The organism is Cellulomonas cellasea, assembly GCF_006538745.1.
GTDB lineage: Bacteria > Actinomycetota > Actinomycetes > Actinomycetales > Cellulomonadaceae > Cellulomonas_A > Cellulomonas_A cellasea.
Window position 1 is genome coordinate 1 of record NZ_BJLR01000029.1, and the last position, 18,856, is coordinate 18,856.

Below are 18,856 nucleotides of genomic sequence, written 5' to 3' on the forward strand. Positions count from 1 at the left end.
ACCCCCGCGTGAGCGACACCACCCACGAGCCGGTCGACACCCACACGGCGTCGACCGGCCCGAGGTCACTGCGTGTCCCGCGACCGACGCACGTGCGGCAGCCGCCGCACGTCCCGCAGCGGGCGCGCGTCGCACGGTCGCGGGAGCTCGCGCGCCTCGCGCCGTTGCCGCAGGTCAGGCTGCGCGGCAGGGTGGCCGCATGACCCACGCGCCGCACGCCGCCCCGACGGTCGCAGGCCGCGTGCTCTGGGTCGACGCGTCCGCGGGCGTCGCGGGCGACATGCTCCTCGGTGCGCTCGTCGACGCGGGCGTCCCGCTCGACGTGCTGCAGGCCGCCGTCGACGCGGTGATCCCGGGCTCCGTGCGGCTCACGGCGGCGACCGTCACCCGTGCCGGGCTGCGCGCCACCAAGGTCGAGGTCGACGTGCTCGTCGACGACCCGCCGCACCGCACGTGGTCGACGATCCGCGGCCTGCTCGGCGACGCGGACCTCGACCCGGCCGTCCGCGCCGCGGCCCTGGCGGCGTTCGCTCGCCTCGCCGACGCCGAGGGCCGCGTGCACGGCGTCCCGGCCGAGGACGTGCACTTCCACGAGGTCGGTGCGCTCGACGCGATCGCGGACGTCGTCGGCTCGTGCGCCGGGGTCGCGAGCCTCGGCGCGGCGCGCGTCGTCGTCTCGCCGGTCGCGCTCGGCTCGGGCACGATCGACGCGCACCACGGGACCCTGCCGGTGCCGGCACCCGCCGTGCTCGAGCTCGCGCGCGGCTGGGACGTCCTCGCGGGCGGCCGGGGTGAGCTCGCGACACCGACGGGCCTCGCGCTCGTGACGTCGCTCGCCTCGGCGTCGGGACCGCTCCCCGCGATGCGCGTCGAGCGCACGGGGGTCGGCGCGGGCACCCGGGACCGGCCCGACCGCGCGAACGTCGTGCGGATCGCGCTGGGGACCGAGGCCGTCGTCCCCCCGCACGCCGACGTGCGCACCCGGCAGGAGCCGGCCGTCGTGCTCGAGACGAACGTCGACGACCTCGACCCGCGGTTGTGGCCGGGGGTCCTCGCGCGGCTCCTCGCCGCCGGTGCGTCCGACGCGTGGCTCACGCCCATCCTCATGAAGAAGGGCCGCCCCGCGCACACCCTCCACGTCCTGGCCGACCCGCTCGCGGCCGACGCGCTGCGCGAACTGGTGCTGGCGCACACGACGACGCTCGGGATCCGCACGAGCACCGTCACGAAGGACGTGCTCGACCGCGCGTGGGTGTCCGTCGACGTTCCGCTCGGCGCTCCGAGGGAGAGCAGCCCCGTGCGGATCAAGGTCGGGCACCGGGGGGGCGTCGTCGTCCAGGCGATGCCGGAGTTCGAGGACGTCGCGGCCCTCGCCGACGCGACCGGCGTGCCGGTCGCCCAGGTGCTCACGGCCGCGCACGCGGCCGCCGCTGGCGCCAGGCTCCTCGCCGGAGTGCCCTGGGACGAGACGCAGACGCCAGCCGTCGGGACCTCGTCCGCCGACGACGCCGCGACGCGCTGAGCCGACCCACGCCTCCCGGGCCGCCTCGAACGCCGGGCCTCAGCCCGCGTCCCCCCACGGCGCCGCGATCTGCGCCGCGAGGTGCCCCGCGCCGTACCCGTTGTCGATGTTGACCACCGCGACGCCGGGCGCGCAAGCGTTGAGCATCGTCAGCAGCGGCGCAAGCCCCTCGAACGCCGCGCCGTAGCCGACCGACGTGGGCACCGCGACGACGGGCGCCTCGACGAGCCCCGCGACGACGCCGGGCAGGGCACCGTCCATCCCGGCGACGACGACGAGCGCACGCGCGGACCGCACGAGGTCGAGGTGGCCGAGCACGCGGTGCAGCCCCGCGACGCCGACGTCCACGACCGTCTCGACGGGCCGTCCGAGGTGCCGGGCCGTGAGCGCGGCCTCCCGTGCGACGGGGAGGTCGGACGTGCCGGCGGCGAGCACCACGACGAGGCCCCCGGTCGGCTCGGGCGGCTCCCCCGGCCACGCGACGAGGCGGGCGTCGGCGTCGTGCACGGCGTCGGGGAGCTCGGCGAGCAGCACGCCGACCTGGGCGTCGGTCACGCGCGTGAACAGCGTGCGCGCCGCGCGCCCACGGACCTGGGCGGCGATGACGCGCACCTGCTCGACGGACTTCGACTCGCACAGCACGGCCTCGGGGAAGCCTCGGCGCTGCGCGCGGTCGTGGTCGAGCTCGACGAAGTCCGCGAGCGCCGGCGGCGGCGCCCAGCGCTCAGGCACCGCGCACGCCGACGAGCGGGAGCGTGAACGCGCCGGACTGCACGCCGGCGAGGTCGAGCGCGACGAACCGGAAGCCCGCGGAGCGGACGGCCCGCCACACCTCCTCGCGCAACGCGTCGCCGACGACGGCCGCGAGGTCGCGCACCGGGACCTCGAGCCGGGCAACGTCGCCGTGGTGCCGCACGCGCAGGTCCCCGAGCCCGAGGCGCCGGAGCTCGGCCTCGGCGGCCTCGACCTGCGCGAGCTTCTCGGGCGTGACCTCCTCGAAGTGCGGGATCCGCGACGCGAGGCACGGCGCCGCGGGCTTGTCGGCGGACGGCAGCGCGAGCACGTGCGCGACGCGGCGGACCGCGGCCTTGTCGAGGCCGGCGTCGGCGAGCGGGCGCAGCACCCGGTGTGCGGTCGCGGCGCGCGAGCCGGGCCGGTCGGGGCGGCGCGCGTCGTCGGCGTTCTCGCCGTAGGCCACGGCGGTCAGGCCGTGCGCGGCGACGACGTCGGCGCCGATGCGCGTGAACAGCTCGTCCTTGCAGAAGAAGCAGCGGTCGGGACCGTTGCGGCGGTACTCGGGGTTGTCGCCCTCGTGGGTCTCGACCTCGACGAGCGGCGCGCCGACCACCCGGGCGACGTCGTGCGCCGCGGCCCGCTCGTCGGACGCGAGGCTCGGCGAGACGCCCAGCACGGCGACGACGCGGGCCGCGCCGAGCGCCTGCGTCGCGAGCGCGAGCAGCACCGAGGAGTCGACCCCGCCGGAGAACGCGACCCCGACGCGGCCGGAGGGCACGGCCGACCGCAGCGCCGTCATGAGGTCCTGGACCGTGTCGCGGTCCGCGTCATCGAGGAGCCGTAGCCACGGCCGCTCCACCTGCTCGGGCATCAGGCCTCCTGGACCGGGTCGGGACGGGTGGCGGCCGCGCGCTCGGAGCCGCGCCTCGCGACCCGGACGACCCTAGCCGCGCTGGAGTCGTGGGGCAGCGGGTGCGCCGCCCGGGACCGGCGCCGCGTGCGCGTCATGACGTGCGGGTCCAGCGGCGGCGCAGCGCGTGCGCGGCGGCCTTGGGCTGGCGGTCCCGGGTGAACACGCCCTTCTTGTTGCCGCCGACGCGCATGACCCCGGAGGACGTCTGGAAGTCGGCGAAGTTCCAGACCTGCTCGCCGACGACGGCGTCGACGCTGTCGAACACGCGGTGGTTCATGTCGAGGTGCTCGACCTGGTACTCCTCGGTCCACGGAGTCGGCGTCACCGAGTGCAGGCCGGGCACCGTGTCCGCCCCGTACTCCGTGATGATGATCGGCTTGCCGTCGCCCGCCCACGCCTCGAGCTCCTCGCGCCACGCGGCCTCGGCGGCGACGAGGTCGCCGCTCTGGACGTACCAGCCGTAGTAGCGGTTGAGCATGAGGACGTCGCCGAGCTCGGACACCTGGCACTTCCCGTGCGGGGCGAGCATGACGTTGACGAAGCCGACCGGCCGCGTCGGGTCGAGCTCGCGGGTGAGGGCGAACAGCGGCTCGAAGTACGCGCGGGCGGCGTCCGTGTCGGACTCGGGCTCGTTGGCGATCGACCAGAGCACGACGCTCGGGTGGTTCTTGTCGCGGGCGACGAGCTCCCGGATCGCCTGCGCGTGCACCTCACGGGACCGGTCGTTGACGGTCTCCGGGGAGAACGTCGTGTAGCCCTGGGTGCCGAAGATCCCGCCGGCGAGGCCCATGTTCTGCCCGACGGCCGCGACCTCGTCGATCACGACGACGCCGTGGCGGTCCGCGTAGTCGTACACCTCGTCGGCGTACGGGTAGTGCGACGTGCGGAACGAGTTGGCCCCGACCCAGTCGAGCAGCGCGAAGTCGTGCACGAGGAACGCGTCGTCGTGGCCCTTGCCCCGGACGGCGCTGTCCTCGTGCTTGCCGAAGCCCGTGAAGCGGAACGGCTCGCCGTTGATGAGGAACTCGATCCCGCGGACCTCGACCGTGCGGATCCCGACGGTCTGGAGGTAGCTGTCGAGCGTCGCGCCGTCGTCGCCGACCAGCTCGACGTCGAGCTCGTGCAGGTACCCGTCGCCGGGGGCCCACCGGTGCGCGCCGGCGACGCGCAGCTCGCCCTGCTCGCCCTCGCCGGTCGCGACCACCCGGCGCTCGGCGTCGCGCAGCGTGACCCGCGTCGTGCGCGCGGCGTCGCCGGCGGACTCGACCGAGTAGCGCACGACGCCCGTCGACCCGTCGAGGTCCGTGACCACGGTGACGTCGCGGACGTACGTGGCCGGCGTCGCGTAGAGCCACACCGCGCGGTGCAGCCCCGCGTAGTTGAAGAAGTCGTGGAAGTAGCGCTGCCGGCGTCCGTGCGGGGTGTCCTCGACGACGCCCGGCGGGATGGTCTCGAACGTGAGCTCGTTGTTGACGACCGCGGTGACCCGCAGCTCCTCGCCGGGCACCGCGAGGTGCGTGACGTCGGCCTCGAACGGCGTGTACCCGCCCTCGTGCTCGGCGACCTGCGTGTCGCCGACCCACACGACGGCCCGGTGCGTCGCGGAGTCGAAGCGGAGCACGACCCGCTCCCCCGCCCACCCGCGCGGCACCCGCACGGTCGTCTGGTACCAGGCGTCGCCGACGTGGTCGCGCACCGCGGCGTCGGCGAGCACGTCGTTGTAGCTCGCGGGCACGGGCACGTCGACGGCGTCGTCGAGCTCCCCGGCGAACCAGCGGTCCCCGCGGCCCGCACCCGCCGCGTCGAGGCGCAGCCGCCACAGGCCCGTGAGGGACTTGCGCTCACGGGTGCGGGTGTCCTGGGGGCGGAGCATGGGTGCCTCCTCTGGCCGGCGTGCCGGCGGGGCGGTTGCGGGCGGTGCGTCCACCCATTCACCGCCCGTGCGCGCCGCCGCGACAAGCGGTTGCCGTCGGTTGTCGCCGACCGTACGGTGCACGTATGCCCGGTGATCAGGGCCCGCAGCGCCGCGGACCGACGATCTACGACGTGGCCCGCGAGTGCGGCGTCGCCCCGTCCACGGTCTCGCGGGCCTTCTCCCGGCCGGGTCGCGTCAACGCGGAGACCGCGGCACGCATCCGGGCGGTCGCCGAGACGATGGGCTACCGCGCGAACCCGCTGGCCCGGGCCCTGCCGACGGGGCACACGTCGCTGCTCGCGCTCATCGTCTCCGACGTCACCAACCCGTTCTTCTTCGAGATCATCCGCGGCGCGGAGCAGGCGGCTGCGGCGGCCGGGTACACCGTCCTCGTCTCGGACGTGCAGGAGTCGGCGCAGGCCGAGCGACAGGCGCTCGACCGCGTGGTGCCGCTCGTCGAGGGGGTCGTGCTCGCGACGTCGCGCATGTCGGACTCGACGATCCGCGTCATGGCCAAGCAGCGCCCGACGGTCGTGCTCAACCGGGTCCTGACCGAGGTGCCGAGCGTCGTGACCGACAACTCGCGCGGCATGCGCCGGGCTGTCGAGCACCTCGGCGAGCTCGGCCACCACACCGTCGCCTACGCCGCCGGGCCGGAGGCGTCGTGGGCCGACGGGATGCGGTGGCGGAGCATGCGCGAGGCCGGCTACGAGCTCGAGCTCAAGGTCCGTCGCCTGGGCCGGTTCGAGCCGACCGTGCGCGGAGGCCTGGACGCCGCGCACGCGCTCGCGCTCGCTCCCGCCACGGCGGTGGTCTGCTACAACGACCTCGTCGCGATCGGCCTCATGCGCGGCCTGTCGTCGATGGGCGCCCGGGTGCCCGCCGAGGTCAGCGTCGTCGGCTTCGACAACATCTTCGGGTCCGACTTCTGCAGCCCGCCCCTGACGACCGTCGCCGCCCCGCTGCGTGCGCTCGGGTCGCACGCGGTGCGGGCGCTGCTGCGCGAGCTCGGGCACACGACCCCGCACGCGGTGCGCGCGACGGTGCTGCCCGCCCAGCTCGTCGTGCGCGGCTCGACGGCCAAGCCCGGGCGACGGAGGCACGCCTGGACGAAGGATGCGGCGGCGCCCCCGGAGCCGGTCTCCGGACCCGCACGGGCGTCGGGGTCGGCCTCGGCGGCTGCCGCGACGGCGGCGTTCCCGTCCGCGTCGTCCGCGGCATCGGCCGCCGCGCCTGCACGGACCGGTCAGCCGGCGCACTCCCCGCCTGCCTGACGCGCCGCGTGCACGGGCCGCTCGGGCGACACACCCACCGCGCGGCTGACGGGTCGGCCGCCGCCTCGACACCGGCGTTGCCGCACGTTGCCACGCCCCGTTGCCCCGAGGGGCCGCGGAGGCGCAGGGTGGGCGGATGACAGCCCTCACGCAGCCCGCGGACCGCGTCGGCGCCCGGTCGATCGGCGGTCCCGGCCAGGTCCTCGACGACGGCACCGTCCGCGCGTTCGTCACCGAGCGCCTCGCCGAGATCGACCTCGCGGGCCGGACGCTGTGCGTCGTCGTCCCCGACGGGACGCGCAGCTGCCCCCTGCCCCTGCTGCTCGGCGCGGTGCACGAGGCGTCGACGGCCGCGGGCGCGGCGCACCTGACGTTCCTCGTCGCGCTCGGCACGCACGCCGCGATGGCCGAGCCCGAGCTCGCGCGCCACCTCGGGTACGACGCCGGCGAGGTCGCCGGGACCTACCCCGGCACGACCGTGCTCAACCACGCGTGGTGGGACGACGCGACGTTCGTGTCCGTCGGGACGATCAGCGCCGAGCGGCTCTCCGAGCTGTCCGAGGGACGTCTCGTGCGCGACGTCGACGTCCGGCTCAACCGTGCCGTCGTCGAGCACGACGTCACGCTCATCATCGGACCGGTGTTCCCGCACGAGGTCGTGGGCTTCTCGGGCGGCAACAAGTACCTGTTCCCGGGCGTCGCCGTGAAGGACGTCATCGACGTCTCGCACTGGCTCGGTGCGCTCATCAGCAGCTCGGAGATCATCGGCACGCGCGGCATCACCCCCGTGCGGGCGCTGATCGACGAGGCCGCGGCGCTCGTCCCCGGGGAGCGGTACGCGCTGTGCGTCGTCGCGCAGTCCGGCACCGGGGCGCTGCACGCCGCAAGCTTCGGGAGCCCCGAGGACGCGTGGGCCGCCGCCGCGGACGTCTCGGCCGAGACGCACGTCCGGTACCTCGACGCGCCCGTGCGCCGCGTGCTCTCGGTGATCCCCACGAAGTACGAGGACATGTGGACCGGCGCGAAGGGCTTCTACAAGGTCGAGCCGGTCGTCGCCGACGGGGGTCAGGTCGTCATCTACGCGCCGCACATCACGGAGATCTCCGTGATGCACCCGCAGATCCTCGAGATCGGGTACCACTGCCGCGACTACTTCGTGAAGCAGTGGGACCGCTTCGCGCACCTGCCGTGGGGCGACCTGGCGCACTCGACGCACCTGCGCGGCCAGGGCACCTACGACGACGTGCACGGCGAGCGGTGCCGCGTCACGGTGACGCTCGCGACGGGCATCCCCGAGGACGTGGTGCGCGCAGCGAACCTCGACTACCTCGACCCCGCCGAGGTCGACGTCGACGCGTGGGCGCAGGACCCGGGCACGCTCGTCGTCCCCCAGGCCGGCGAGGTGCTGCACCGGCTGCGCACGCCCTGACGGCCCCACCGGGCGCGGACCCGGGCGGGCGCGGGTCGCGCGATGGTGCGGTGCGCGTGCCTCCGGCGCCCGGCGACGCCAGACTCGGCACATGAGCGCACCGAGACCCTGGGTGCTGCACGTCGACCTCGACCAGTTCGTCGCGGCCGTCGAGGTGCTGCGCCGGCCCGAGCTGGCCGGGCGGCCCGTCGTCGTGGGCGGGCGCGGCGACCCGACCGAGCGCGGCGTCGTGTCGACCGCGTCGTACGAGGCGCGCGAGCTCGGCGTGCACTCGGGGCTGCCGTTGCGCGTGGCCGTCCGCAAGGCGCCCGACGCGGTGTTCCTGCCCGTCGACGGGCCCGCGTACGAGGCGGTCTCCGACGAGGTCATGACCACGCTGCGGGGGCCCGGCGTGCTCGTCGAGGTGCTCGGGTGGGACGAGGCGTTCCTCGGGGCGGCGACCGACGACCCGGAGGCGCTCGCCCGCGCCGCCCAGGACGCCGTGCTCGCGGCGACCCACCTGCACTGCTCAGTCGGGATCGGCGACACCAAGGTCCGCGCCAAGATCGCGACCGGCTTCGGCAAGCCGGCCGGGATCTTCCGGCTCACCGCCGAGAACTGGTTCGACGTCATGGGCGAGCGCCCGACGATCGAGCTGTGGGGTGTCGGCACGAAGGTCTCGCGCCGGCTCGCCGGCCTCGGCGTCCGCACGGTCGCGGAGCTCGCCGCGGCCCCGACCGACGCGCTCGTCGCGGAGTTCGGCCCCCGCATGGGGGTCTGGTACCACGAGCTCGGTCACGGGCTCGGGCCCACCACGGTCGACGACCGGCCCTGGGTCCCGCGCGGGCACAGCCGCGAGACGACGTTCCAGCAGAACCTCACGACGCCCGAGCAGGTCCGGGACGCGGTCGGCGAGCTTGCCCGAGCGGTCGTCACCGACACCGTCGAGGACGGGCGCGAGGTCCTGCGCGTCGCGCTCAAGGTCCGGTACGCGCCGTTCGAGACCAAGGTCGTGAGCCGCAAGCTCGCCGCGCCCACGCGCGACGGCGCCGAGGTCGAGCGTGCGGCGCTCGCGCTCGCCGAAGGCCTCGAGGAGCGCGAGGTCCGCCTGCTCGGGGTGCGGGCCGAGATGGTGATGCCCGACGACGCCGACCCCGCGGAGCGGACCCCGGTGCGCGGACGGATCTGAGCACGGTCCCCGGCCGGCCCGGGCCGGCCGTCAGCCGCCCGGCGCCGCGTTGCGCGCGTGGTGCGGGCTGTCCGGGTTGAGCAGCGAGTGCCGGCGCCCGTACGCGAAGTACAGGACGAGCCCGATCACGAGCCACACCCCGAAGCGCACCCAGGTCTCCCAGTGCAGCTGCAGGATCAGGAACAGCGACGCCAGCACGCCAAACGCGGGGACGAACGGCATGAGCGGGAGCCGGAACGAGCGCTCGGCGTCGGGGCGCGTCCGGCGGAACATGATGACCGCGACGCACACGACGACGAACGCCGACAGGATGCCGATGTTCGTCAGGTCCGCGACCGCCCGGATCGGGAAGACGCCCGCCAGCAGCGCCGACGCGATGCCGGCGATCCAGGTGACCCGCTGCGGCGTCCCGTGCCGGTCGACGCCCGCGAACCACGTCGGCAGCAGCCCGTCGCGGCTCATCGAGAACCACACGCGCGTCACGCCGAGCAGGAACGTCAGCATGACGGTGAGGATCGACAGCACCGCGAACACGGAGATGATGCTCGCGATCACCGGGAGCCCGACGTTGGTGAACGCCGAGGCGAAGCCCGCGGTCGGGTCGATCTCCTCGTAGCTCTGCAGGCCGGTGAGCACCAGCGTGGCCGCGACGTAGAGCAGCATCGCGATGATCAGCGACAGGAGGATCGCCTTCGGCATGTGCTTGCGGCCGTCCTGCGCCTCCTCGGCGGCGGTCGACATCGCGTCGTACCCGAAGACCGCGAAGAACACCATCGCCGCGCCGGTCAGGACCGGGCCGAAGCCGTTGGGCAGGAACGGGTCGTAGTTCGCGGTGTCGATGTAGAAGACGCCCAGCCCGATGATGAACAGGATCAGCACGACCTTGATCGCGACGGCGACGAGCTCGAAGCGCCCGAAGGTCCGCGTGCCCCGGCTCAGGATGAACGTCACGAGCAGGCAGATCAGCAACGCGGGGACGTTGACGACGCCGCCCTCCTCCTCGGGGCTCGCCGTGACGGCCGTCGGCAGCTCGAGGCCGAACCCCGCGAGGAACGCGTCGAGGTAGCCGGAGATGCCGATCGCGACGACCGCGACGATCGCGATGTACTCGAGCAGCAGGTCCCACCCGATGAACCAGCCGACGATCTCGCCGATCGCGACGTACCCGTACGTGTAGGCCGACCCGGCGCGCGGGATCATGCCCGCGAACTCCGCGTACGACAGCGCCGCCGCCGCGGACGCGAGGCCGGCGACGAGGAACGAGATCAGCACCGCCGGGCCGACCCCGGGGTTCTCCGCGTCGCCGTGCGCGACGAGCCCGGCCAGGGAGAAGATCCCCACGCCGATGATCCCGCCGACCCCGATCGCCGTGAGCTGCCACAGCCCGAGGCTCTTCGTGAGCCGGCCCGCACCGCTCTCGCTCTCCACCTCGTCCATCCGGTCGACGGGCATCCGTCGCCAGATCGAGCGCTGATCCCTCGACACGACCATGCGTGTGCTCCCCTCAAGGACCGGGCGACGCCGGAGCGTCGTCCACCGGACGCCTGCCTCCCGAGCCTCACAGCGATCCGGTCGCGCGTCAACCGGTCACGGGCCCGCACCGGCGTCCGCCCCCAACGGGCAGGGGCGGACGCCGGGCGGGTGCGCCGACGTGCTCCGTCACGCCGGGGCAAACGCCGGGCGGAGCGCGACGACCCGCTCCGGGACGTACGGCGTGACGAGCAGCGGCCGGCCCCACTCCGCGGGCGTCCGGTCGGCCTTCGCGTTGTTGCACGCACGGCACGCCGCCACGGTGTTGAGCCAGGTCAGCGCCCCGCCACGCGACGCGGGCACCACGTGGTCGACGGTGTCCGCGCGCCCGCCGCAGTACGCGCACCGGTGGCGGTCGCGCGCCCGGACGCCGGCCTTGGTGCACGCCTCCGCACGACGCTGCAGCCAGCCCATCGCGACGTAGCGCAGCAGGCGGACCTTGGTCGGCAGCGGGTGCGGTCCGAACGTCGCGCCCTCGACGAACTCCTCGACGATCGCGACGCCCCGGGCGAGCATCGTGATGGCGTGCTGGAGCGACACGTGGTGCAGGGGCTCGTAGCCGGCATTGAGGACCTGCACGCTGCGGGTGCTCACGGTCCGTCCTTCCTCTCGTGGTGGGTGGTGCTGTTCGGTGGTGCGTGCGGTGGCTGGGTGGCGGCGTGCGGGGCGGCGTGCGGGGCGGGAGAGGGTGTGGGCCCTAGGGCGCGTGTGGGTGGTGGGGTGCACGGTGTGCGGATGGACTCCGGCACCGTCTCCGACGACGACATCCGCGCGGCCCGGGACGCGTGGCTCCTCGCGCGGCCGCTGGGCGAGCGCGACGGGCCGGAGCACGCGTTCCTCCTCAACCTCGTGCAGGCGCAGTCGCGCGCGCTCGCGGCGGCGTTCCGGGCCGAGCTCGCGGGCCGGGGCGGTCACGCGGGCAGGGGCGGTCATGCGCACGGCGCCGACGGCGCCGGTCGTGCGGGTGGTCCGGCGCACGCGGGTCAGCACGACGTCGCACCCCCGGACTGAGGGCGCGGGGCCGGTGCGGCGTCGGGACACCGCCGGTGCGACCGACCCGCGGACGGGTGCGCGCGGAGGGGTTCGAACCCCCGGCCTGCTGCTTCGGACGCAGCCGCTCTCTCCGCTGAGCTACGCGCGCGTGGACGCGCGCCAGCTCCACGGGTCGGCGCGCGCTGTCCCTGGGGCGGGTCTCGAACCCGCGACCTCCCCGATATGAGCGGGGTGCTCTGACCGCTGAGCTACCCAGGGCCGACGCCGCCCCGTGTGCTGGCGGGCGTCGTCGTGCTGTGCGTCGGGACGGAGGGACTCGAACCCTCGATCGCCTGCTCCCAAGGCAGGAGGCCTAGCCGCTGGCCCACGTCCCGTTCGGGTCGTCGACCTCGCGGTCCGACGACCTGCACGGTGGTGGGGGTCGCCATGCCGACCTGGTGCGCCCGGAGGGACTCGAACCCCCAACCTCCGCATCCGTAGTGCGGCGCTCTGTCCGTTGGGCTACGGGCGCATGCTGTGGACGCCGCGCTCCCCGCCGACCCCGTGCGGGGCGGCGTGCGCGGTCGTTCCTCTCTCGCTGTGCAGCTGTCAGGGCGTCGTCCGGCCGGGGCCGGGTGACGCTCACGAGCACGCCCCGGTGACCGGGGGTGCGGGTCCTGCGGTGGTGTGGGTCCTACGGTGGTGGGGGTCATGCGGTGACGCAGGTCGTGCGGTGGGGCGGGCGCGCCCACGACCGGGTCGCGCCCGGACATGCGAGGAGCCGCCCCAGGAGTACTCCCGGGGCGGCTCCGCGACGCTGTGCCAGACGGTGTCTGGGTCAGGTCACGGGGCCTCCGCGGGGCTCCCGCATCGCGCGGTCGATCGGTCCGGGCCGCTCGGCGGACGGCTTCGCGTACGACGGACCGGCGCCGGGGAGCGCGACGCAGCGCAGGCCGGGGGCCTCGTGCGTGCGGATCGCGCGGCGGTCCATCGTGTGCTCCTCGTGCTCGTGCTCGGGACGTCGCGGCCGGGTGGCCGGTCGGTGCGTGCGTGCTCGCGGTGCGCGTGCCCGGACCGGGCTCGTCTCGACCGCGGACGGGAGCCTGCCACGGCCCCGCGCGGACGCGCACGGCATTTACGCGGGCGGGCGACGCAGCAGGAAGAAGAACGGCCGGGGCATCCCGCGCAGGTCCATGACGCCGAGCAGCGTCCGGTCGTCGACCCGGCGGAACACGTCGATGATCGGCACGGCGTCGTAGACCATCGCGGTGGTGCGCACCCCGCGGTGCTCCACGGTCCGCAGCCGCGAGCGCGGCGCACGGGTCGCGAGCAGCGGGAGCAGGCCGCGGAACGCCCGGTCGACGAGCGGGAGGCGCGCGAGACCGGGCCGGCGCGTGAGGAGCGCCACCGGGAGGCGTCCGGGGTCGACCGACCACAGCGTTCCGTGCGCACCCCGGAAGACGAGCGGGTGCCCGTCCTCCGTCCCCGCGAACCGCTTGCCGTGCCAGCCGAGCCGCTCGAGCAGCCCGTCGAACGGGTGCCCGGTCGGGACGCCCGCACCGAGCCAGGCGCCGAGCACCTCCCCCACGTCGACCGGAGGGAGCGCGTCGAAGACCGCGAGCACGTGCTCGGTCGTCCCGCCGGCCCGCAGCGCGTCGACGAGCGCGAGCCCGTCCGAGGCAGCCGTCATCCCGGGCCGCCGCTCGACGAGCGGTCGCGCGCGTGCGCCGCGCCGCGCAGCCGCCCCAGCACGCGCGGCCAGGACCGCGACCGGCTGGCGGTGCGGTGCTCCGCGGCCGCGGACCGGGCCTCCTCCTGCGCCCGCGCCGCCGCCTCCGCGTGACGCGCGCGCCGCCGCTCGTGCCAGCGCGCGACCTCGGACTCGACGTCGCGCAGCGGCGTGACGACCGGCGGCCCGCCGAGGAGCTGGCGGCGCGCCGCGACGACCCGGGCGTTGAGCTCCTCGACGAGCTCGCGCACACGCTCCTCGGTGCGTTCCTGGTCGAGGCGGTCGTCGAGCGCCGCGTCGTCCTTGCGGAGCTGGAGCGCCTCGGGCAGCACGCCGGTGATCTGCTCGCGCTCGATGAGCGCCTTGAGCCACCAGTCCGGGTCGTGGCGGCCCGTGATCCCGGGGATCGGCTTGCCCGCGAGGGGAAGGTCGTCGAACTCGCCGCGGGCCATCGCCTGCCGCACGAGCTCGTCGGCGAACGAGCCCCGCGCCGCCATGCTCGGCGGCCTCGGCGCCGGTGGTGCTGTCGCGGGTGCACCGGTGACGGGACCAGCCGCGCCGCCGCGCACCGCGCCGTCACCGCGCACCGCGCCGTCGTCGACCCCTGCGCGCCCCTCGGACCCCGCGCCGTCACCCGGCGCGGCGGCGTCGTCCAGCGCGGCGCCCGCGTCCCGCTCCTGCTCGGCGAGCCGGTCGAGCCGGTACTGCAGTGCGCGGCGCTGGGGGTCGTGGTCCTGCATGGTCACCCCCGCAGCGGGCCGTCGGTCGTCGTCACGCGGCCCTTCGGGGCCTCCCGACCACGCTACGACGACCGCGCCGGGCGTGCCCCCGGACGCACCGCCCCGGGCACCACGGCGGGGCAGGTGCCGTCCGCGTCGCCGCCGACCCGCGGCCCCGCCGCCACAGCCGCCGGACCGGGCGTCAGCCCCAGCAGTTCCGCACGCCGAACGGCACGTTCTCCGACGCCACCCCGGGCATCGGGTAGCGCGTCACGAGCGTGACGCCGGTGTCGAGGTAGCCGCTCGGGCGGTCGCCGCCGCGGACGGCCTCGGCGATCTGCCGCACACCCTGGGCCGCCATGTTCTCGGGGTACTGCTGCGCGGTCGCGTCGAGGTCCCCGGGCCGCACCGCGCTCTTCATCGCGGCGCACCCGCCGTCGACCGACACGACCACGACGCCCGCCATGTCGATCCCGGCGTCGCGCATGACCGCGATCGCGCCGAGCGCCGCGGGCTCGTTCACGGTGTAGACGACGTTGATCCCGGGGTCCTCCGCGAGCAGCTCGCGCATCCCGACGCGGGCGAGGTCCTCATCCCCCTCGGTGTCGACGGACCCGGAGATCACCGGGTCGCCCTCCTCGATGCCGAAGCCGGAGAGGAACCCCTCGCGGCGGAGCTCGCCGGACGCGATGCCGGGCGCGAGGTCGAGCAGCGCGACCCGTGGCGTGATCCCGAGCTGGTCGACCTTCTCGCGCGCGTAGCCGCCGACGAGCGCGCCCGCGCGGCGGTTGTCGGTCGCGAAGACGGCGTCGACCGCGCTCGTGGGGTCGGTCGGGGTGTCGACCGCGATGACGATCACGCCCGCCGCGCGCGCCTCCTCGATGGCCGGGACGAGGGCCCGCGAGTCGGTGGGTGCGACGAGGATCCCGTCGACCCCGTCCGCGGTCATCCGGCGGATCGCCTCGACCTGGGACTCGACGTCGACGTCGGACGAGCCGGTCGCGGTGACGAGGTCGACGTCGTGGTCGTCGGCGGCGTCGAGCGCGTCGTTCTTCATCGCGACCCAGAACGGGTTGGTCTCCTGCTTCGTGATGAGCCCGACCGTCACGTCCTGCTCCCCGCCGTCGCTGCAGGCCGCGAGCGCGGCGACGAGCGTGCACGCCACGCCGAGCGCGAGCGGGCGGGACCAGCGGTGCCGCGGGTGCGGCCCGGGCCGACGTCGCGTGCGCATGGTCTCTCCTCGGTTCAGAGGGCGGGAGCGAGCTGGTGCGCGTCCTCGCTGCGCGTGGTGCGCAGGTCGAACAGGGCGTAGGCGGCGACGACCGCGAGGCACGCCGCGGGGACGACGAAGCCGAGCGACGTGCGCCCGGAGGCGTCCATGACCGCGCCCTGGACCATCGGCAGCAGCGCGCCGCCGAGGATCGCCATGACGAGGCCGGCGGCGCCGAACTTGGCGTCGTCGCCGAGCCCACGCAGCGCGACGCCGTAGATCGTCGGGAACATCAGGGACAGCGCCGCGGAGATCGCCACGACCGCGATGAGGCCGACGATGTTGAGCGCGACGACGGAGACGAGGCAGCAGACGACGCCGAACACGGCCATCACGAGCAGCAGCATCGCGGGCCGGAAGATCCCGAGCAGGTACACCATGACGAACCGGGCGACGAGGAACACCAGGAGGCTCGCCTGCAGGAACCAGCCGGCCTCGTGCGGCTCGAAGCCGACGACGTCCTGGGCGTAGATGATCGTGAACGTCCACGCGCACGTCTGCGCCGCCACGTTGAAGAACTGCGCGATCACACCGAAGCGGTAGTGCCGGTTGCGCCACAGGCGCCGGCCGACGCCCTTGCGGGGCAGCGCGTCCGCGTCCTCCTCGACGGGCACGCTCATCTTCCGGAAGGCGATGAGCAACCAGATGAGCACGAGCACCGCCGCGATGCCGACGTACGGACCCAGCACGAGGCCGAGGTCCTGCTCCTGGCTCGCCCGGATCTCGTCGGGCGTCATGATCACCTTGGCGGCCTCGGACGTCAGCGCCGGCAGGATCAGCACCGCGCCGAGCAGGACCCCGACGTTCGCGCCGACGGGGTTGAAGGCCTGCGCGAGGTTGAGCCGCTGCGTCGCGCTGCGCTCGGAACCCATCGCGATGACGAACGGGTTCGCCGACGTCTCGAGGATCGACAGCCCGGCGGCGAGCACGAAGAGCGAGACGAGGAAGAACTCGTACACCAGGGCCTGGCTCGCAGGCACGAAGAGGAACCCGCCCACGGCGGCGAGCCCGAGCCCGGTCAGCACCCCGGCCTTGTAGCCGTACCGCCGGTTGATGAACGCGGCGGGCAGCGCGAGCAGGAAGTACGCGCCGTAGTACGCGAACTGCACGAGCGACGCCTGGAAGTTCGACATGTCGAAGATGCTCCGGAACACCCCGACGAGGACGTCCGTGAGGTTCGCCGCCGCGCCCCAGGCCGCGAAGCACAGCAGCAGGAGGAAGAACGGGACCCGAAGCCGACGATCGACCAGAGGCGCCTTCGCGCTCTCGGCACCTTGCGGTGCGACCGCTGCCGGAGTGGCCACGGCGATCACTCTCCCCCGTCGGCGTGATCGTGCTCTGAGGCGAACATATGCCCGGATCGCCCGGAGCGACACCGGCCGCGGCCCCGAGGGCGCCGAGCCGCGCGGGACCGCCCCGAGGTGCAGGATGGCGACGTGCTGCTCGCCGACGTCGCCGCCACGTCCACGGCCCTCGCCGCGACCCGCTCGCGCCTGGGGAAGCGCGCGCTGCTCGTGGACCTGCTCCGCCGGACAGCACCGGCGGAGGTGCCGGTCGTCGCGCGCTACCTTGCCGGGGAGCTGCGCCAGCGCCGCACCGGGCTCGGCTGGCGCTCCCTCGCGTCGCTGCCGGCCCCCGCCGCGGAACCGACGCTCGAGGTCACCGCGGTCGACGCCGCGTTCGAGGAGATGGCGGGCCTGTCGGGGCCGGGGTCGACGACGGCCCGCACCGCGCTCGCGTCGGAGCTGTTCGCGGCGGCGACCGAGCCCGAGCAGCGCCTGCTGCGCGGCCTCGTCTCGGGCGACCTGCGGCAGGGGGCGCTCGACGCGCTGCTGCTGGACGCGGTCGCGGACGCCGCCGGGGTCCCGCCCGAGGCGGTCCGCCGCGCGGCGATGCTCGCGGGCAGCACCGAGCCGGTCGCGGCGGCGGCGCTGGGGGCCGGGTCTCCCGAGGAGGCGCTCGCCGCGCTCGGCGGGTTCGGGCTCGCGGTCGGGCGGCCCGTGCGCCCGATGCTCGCGGCCTCGGCGCCCGACGTGCCCGCCGCCGTCGCGGGCTTCGACGGCCGGCCCGTCGTGGTCGACGCCAAGCTCGACGGGATCCGCGTCCAGGTGCACCGCGACGGGGACGAGGTCCGGGTGTTCACGCGCAGCCTCGACGACATCACCGCGCGCGTGCCCGAGCTCGTCGCGGTCGCCCGCACGCTCCCGGTCCGCACGGTGGTGCTCGACGGGGAGGCGCTCGCGCTCGACGCGACGGGCCGCCCGCGACCGTTCCAGGAGACCGCGTCGCGCAGCGCGACCCGGGACGCCGAGCTCGCCGCCGAGGTCGAGCTGCGCCCGTTCTTCTTCGACGTCCTGCACGTCGACGGCCGGGACCTGCTCGACGCCCCGCTCGTGGAGCGCCTCGAGGTGCTCGACGCCGTCGCGGGGGCGCACGTCGTCGAGCGCGTCGTCGCGCAGGACACCGAGGCCGCGCAGGCCGCGTTCACCGGCTGGGTCGCCGCCGGGCAGGAGGGCGTCCTCGTCAAGGACCTCGGTGCGCCGTACGAGGCGGGCCGTCGCGGGTCCGCGTGGGTCAAGGTCAAGCCCCGTCACACGCTTGACCTCGTCGTGCTCGCGGTCGAGCGGGGTTCGGGCCGGCGCAGCGGGCTGCTGTCGAACATCCACCTCGGCGCGCGCGACGGGTCGGGCGGGTTCGTGATGCTCGGCAAGACGTTCAAGGGCATGACCGACGAGATGCTCGCGTGGCAGACGCAACGGTTCGGCGAGCTCGCGGTCGAGGACGACGGGTGGACCGTGCGGCTGCGGCCCGAGCAGGTCGTCGAGGTCGCGTTCGACGGCCTGCAGCGCTCGACCCGCTACCCCGGCGGGCTCGCGCTGCGGTTCGCCCGCGTCGTCCGCTACCGCGACGACAAGACGGCGGGCGACGCGGACACGATCGACACGGTGCGGGCCTTGGCGGTCCCCGGGGGCGACGGCGCGTGACGGCGACGGGCAGGCCTGCCGTGCCCGGCCACGTCGTGCTGCTCGGCGACTCGGTGCTCGACAACGGCGCGTACGTCCCGGGCGAGCCGGACGTCGTCGCGCAGCTGCGGGCGGAGCTCGGGCCGGCGTGGGCGGCGACGTTGCTCGCGGTGGACGGCGACGTGGTGGACGGCGTCGCTCGTCAGCTGCGGGGCCTGCCGGGCGGCGCGACGCACCTCGTCGTGAGCGTGGGCGGCAACGACGCGCTGGGCTCCGCGTACCTCCTCGGGGCCGGCGTCACGTCGGTGGCCGCCGGGGTGGAGCTGCTCGCGGGCGCCCAGGCCGAGCTCGCCGAGCGGTACGACGCGATGCTCGACGTCGTGCTCGCGACGGGACTGCCGACCGCGGTGTGCACGATCTACGACACGCGCCTCGCGGAGCCGAGCCACGCCGTGGTGCGCGGCGCCCTCGCGCTGTTCAACGACGTGATCACGCGCGCCGCCTTCGCCCGCGGGGTCGGCGTGCTCGACCTGCGTCTGGTGTGCGCGCAGGACGCCGACTTCGCGAACCCGATCGAGCCGTCGGCGCACGGGGGGCGCAAGATCGCCCGGGCGGTCGCGGCGTGGCTCGAGCCCGACCGACCGGCCACGCGCTCGACGATCGTCGTCTGACCGGGCGGTCCACTCCCGGCGCCGGGGCGGACCCCGTTCGCGGTGG

The 18,856-nt window shown here is 75.1% G+C and carries 17 protein-coding genes and 4 tRNA genes; 7 read left to right on the top strand and 14 right to left on the bottom strand.

What is annotated here, in order from left to right:
* Positions 1–199 precede the first annotated feature (199 nt).
* On the top strand, positions 200–1,522 hold the full coding sequence (gene larC / locus CCE01nite_RS15090) for a nickel pincer cofactor biosynthesis protein LarC (protein ID WP_052104384.1): 1,323 nt from the start codon (positions 200–202) through the stop codon (positions 1,520–1,522).
* A 39-nt stretch (positions 1,523–1,561) separates the two neighbouring features.
* Here larC and larB read toward each other — a convergent pair whose 3' ends face one another.
* The 3 genes from larB to uidA form a co-directional block, all read right to left on the bottom strand.
* Positions 1,562–2,254, bottom strand: a complete 693-nt coding sequence (larB, locus tag CCE01nite_RS15095; RefSeq protein WP_034633891.1) for a nickel pincer cofactor biosynthesis protein LarB — start codon at positions 2,252–2,254, stop codon at positions 1,562–1,564.
* Entirely contained in the window at positions 2,247–3,128 is an 882-nt protein-coding gene (gene larE / locus CCE01nite_RS15100) for an ATP-dependent sacrificial sulfur transferase LarE (RefSeq protein WP_034633887.1), read from the bottom strand. Before larE ends, larB begins: the two co-directional genes overlap by 8 nt.
* 133 nt (positions 3,129–3,261) lie before the next feature.
* Positions 3,262–5,043, bottom strand: a complete 1,782-nt coding sequence (gene uidA / locus CCE01nite_RS15105) for a beta-glucuronidase (protein ID WP_034633884.1) — start codon at positions 5,041–5,043, stop codon at positions 3,262–3,264.
* Positions 5,044–5,168: 125 nt separating this feature from the next.
* Between uidA and CCE01nite_RS15110 the strand changes: the two genes are divergently transcribed.
* The 3 genes from CCE01nite_RS15110 (at position 5,169) to CCE01nite_RS15120 (ending at position 8,956) form a co-directional block, all read left to right on the top strand.
* Positions 5,169–6,359, top strand: a complete 1,191-nt coding sequence (locus tag CCE01nite_RS15110; protein ID WP_084142893.1) for a LacI family DNA-binding transcriptional regulator — start codon at positions 5,169–5,171, stop codon at positions 6,357–6,359.
* Between the two features lie 136 nt (positions 6,360–6,495).
* A complete protein-coding gene (locus tag CCE01nite_RS15115) occupies positions 6,496–7,788 on the top strand; it encodes a lactate racemase domain-containing protein (RefSeq protein ID WP_034633881.1) in 1,293 nt (430 codons plus the stop codon).
* Positions 7,789–7,879: 91 nt separating this feature from the next.
* The gene (locus CCE01nite_RS15120) at positions 7,880–8,956 is read left to right on the top strand and encodes a DNA polymerase IV (RefSeq protein WP_174774701.1); all 1,077 of its coding nucleotides are present in this window, start codon (positions 7,880–7,882) and stop codon (positions 8,954–8,956) included.
* Between the two features lie 30 nt (positions 8,957–8,986).
* Here the strand turns inward: CCE01nite_RS15120 and CCE01nite_RS15125 are convergent, their stop codons facing one another.
* Positions 8,987–10,447, bottom strand: a complete 1,461-nt coding sequence (locus CCE01nite_RS15125; protein ID WP_034633876.1) for an amino acid permease — start codon at positions 10,445–10,447, stop codon at positions 8,987–8,989.
* Positions 10,448–10,615: 168 nt separating this feature from the next.
* Positions 10,616–11,080 (bottom strand): HNH endonuclease, encoded by a 465-nt coding sequence (locus CCE01nite_RS15130; protein WP_034633872.1) that lies wholly within the window; start codon positions 11,078–11,080, stop codon positions 10,616–10,618.
* A 141-nt stretch (positions 11,081–11,221) separates the two neighbouring features.
* On the opposite strand from CCE01nite_RS15130, the gene CCE01nite_RS15135 reads away from it, so the two are divergent.
* Positions 11,222–11,497: a hypothetical protein gene (locus CCE01nite_RS15135; protein ID WP_034633868.1), complete on the top strand. Its 276-nt coding sequence runs from the start codon at positions 11,222–11,224 to the stop codon at positions 11,495–11,497.
* A gap of 57 nt (positions 11,498–11,554) precedes the next feature.
* Here the strand turns inward: CCE01nite_RS15135 and CCE01nite_RS15140 are convergent.
* The 9 genes from CCE01nite_RS15140 to fucP form a co-directional block, all read right to left on the bottom strand.
* A tRNA-Arg gene (locus CCE01nite_RS15140) sits at positions 11,555–11,627 on the bottom strand.
* A gap of 37 nt (positions 11,628–11,664) precedes the next feature.
* Positions 11,665–11,737, bottom strand: a tRNA-Met gene (locus CCE01nite_RS15145).
* 43 nt (positions 11,738–11,780) lie between these two features.
* Positions 11,781–11,853 (bottom strand) — tRNA-Pro (locus CCE01nite_RS15150).
* Positions 11,854–11,914: 61 nt separating this feature from the next.
* Positions 11,915–11,990: transfer RNA gene (locus CCE01nite_RS15155), tRNA-Arg, on the bottom strand.
* A gap of 306 nt (positions 11,991–12,296) precedes the next feature.
* Positions 12,297–12,449: a hypothetical protein gene (locus tag CCE01nite_RS21405; protein ID WP_157464208.1), complete on the bottom strand. Its 153-nt coding sequence runs from the start codon at positions 12,447–12,449 to the stop codon at positions 12,297–12,299.
* 144 nt (positions 12,450–12,593) lie between these two features.
* Positions 12,594–13,148 carry a DUF4334 domain-containing protein gene (locus tag CCE01nite_RS15160; protein ID WP_034633865.1) on the bottom strand — a complete coding sequence of 185 codons (555 nt, stop codon included), beginning with the start codon at positions 13,146–13,148 and terminating at the stop codon, positions 12,594–12,596.
* On the bottom strand, positions 13,145–13,927 hold the full coding sequence (locus tag CCE01nite_RS15165; protein WP_141372653.1) for a DnaJ family domain-containing protein: 783 nt from the start codon (positions 13,925–13,927) through the stop codon (positions 13,145–13,147). Before CCE01nite_RS15165 ends, CCE01nite_RS15160 begins: the two co-directional genes overlap by 4 nt.
* A 181-nt stretch (positions 13,928–14,108) precedes the next feature.
* On the bottom strand, positions 14,109–15,137 hold the full coding sequence (locus tag CCE01nite_RS15170; RefSeq protein WP_141372641.1) for a substrate-binding domain-containing protein: 1,029 nt from the start codon (positions 15,135–15,137) through the stop codon (positions 14,109–14,111).
* 14 nt (positions 15,138–15,151) lie between these two features.
* Positions 15,152–16,480, bottom strand: coding sequence for an L-fucose:H+ symporter permease (fucP, locus tag CCE01nite_RS15175; RefSeq protein ID WP_141372642.1), 1,329 nt, complete (start codon positions 16,478–16,480; stop codon positions 15,152–15,154).
* Between the two features lie 132 nt (positions 16,481–16,612).
* On the opposite strand from fucP, the gene CCE01nite_RS15180 reads away from it, so the two are divergent.
* Together CCE01nite_RS15180 and CCE01nite_RS15185 are read left to right on the top strand one after the other, a co-directional pair.
* Positions 16,613–18,160 (top strand): ATP-dependent DNA ligase, encoded by a 1,548-nt coding sequence (locus CCE01nite_RS15180; RefSeq protein WP_141372643.1) that lies wholly within the window; start codon positions 16,613–16,615, stop codon positions 18,158–18,160.
* A 20-nt stretch (positions 18,161–18,180) separates the two neighbouring features.
* The gene (locus CCE01nite_RS15185) at positions 18,181–18,810 is read left to right on the top strand and encodes an SGNH/GDSL hydrolase family protein (protein WP_034634574.1); all 630 of its coding nucleotides are present in this window, start codon (positions 18,181–18,183) and stop codon (positions 18,808–18,810) included.
* Positions 18,811–18,856: the final 46 nt, after the last annotated feature.

Excerpts from the sequence above, each read along its gene's own strand:
- larC (WP_052104384.1), top strand. The coding sequence starts at position 200 with ATGACCCACGCGCCGCACGCCGCCCCGACGGTCGCAGGCCGCGTGCTC.
- larE (WP_034633887.1), bottom strand. The coding sequence starts at position 3,128 with ATGCCCGAGCAGGTGGAGCGGCCGTGGCTACGGCTCCTCGATGACGCG.
- uidA (WP_034633884.1), bottom strand. The coding sequence starts at position 5,043 with ATGCTCCGCCCCCAGGACACCCGCACCCGTGAGCGCAAGTCCCTCACG.
- CCE01nite_RS15110 (WP_084142893.1), top strand. The coding sequence starts at position 5,169 with ATGCCCGGTGATCAGGGCCCGCAGCGCCGCGGACCGACGATCTACGAC.
- CCE01nite_RS15115 (WP_034633881.1), top strand. The coding sequence starts at position 6,496 with ATGACAGCCCTCACGCAGCCCGCGGACCGCGTCGGCGCCCGGTCGATC.
- CCE01nite_RS15120 (WP_174774701.1), top strand. The coding sequence starts at position 7,880 with ATGAGCGCACCGAGACCCTGGGTGCTGCACGTCGACCTCGACCAGTTC.
- CCE01nite_RS15125 (WP_034633876.1), bottom strand. The coding sequence starts at position 10,447 with ATGGTCGTGTCGAGGGATCAGCGCTCGATCTGGCGACGGATGCCCGTC.
- CCE01nite_RS15135 (WP_034633868.1), top strand. The coding sequence starts at position 11,222 with ATGGACTCCGGCACCGTCTCCGACGACGACATCCGCGCGGCCCGGGAC.
- CCE01nite_RS21405 (WP_157464208.1), bottom strand. The coding sequence starts at position 12,449 with ATGGACCGCCGCGCGATCCGCACGCACGAGGCCCCCGGCCTGCGCTGC.
- CCE01nite_RS15160 (WP_034633865.1), bottom strand. The coding sequence starts at position 13,148 with ATGACGGCTGCCTCGGACGGGCTCGCGCTCGTCGACGCGCTGCGGGCC.
- CCE01nite_RS15165 (WP_141372653.1), bottom strand. The coding sequence starts at position 13,927 with ATGCAGGACCACGACCCCCAGCGCCGCGCACTGCAGTACCGGCTCGAC.
- CCE01nite_RS15170 (WP_141372641.1), bottom strand. The coding sequence starts at position 15,137 with ATGCGCACGCGACGTCGGCCCGGGCCGCACCCGCGGCACCGCTGGTCC.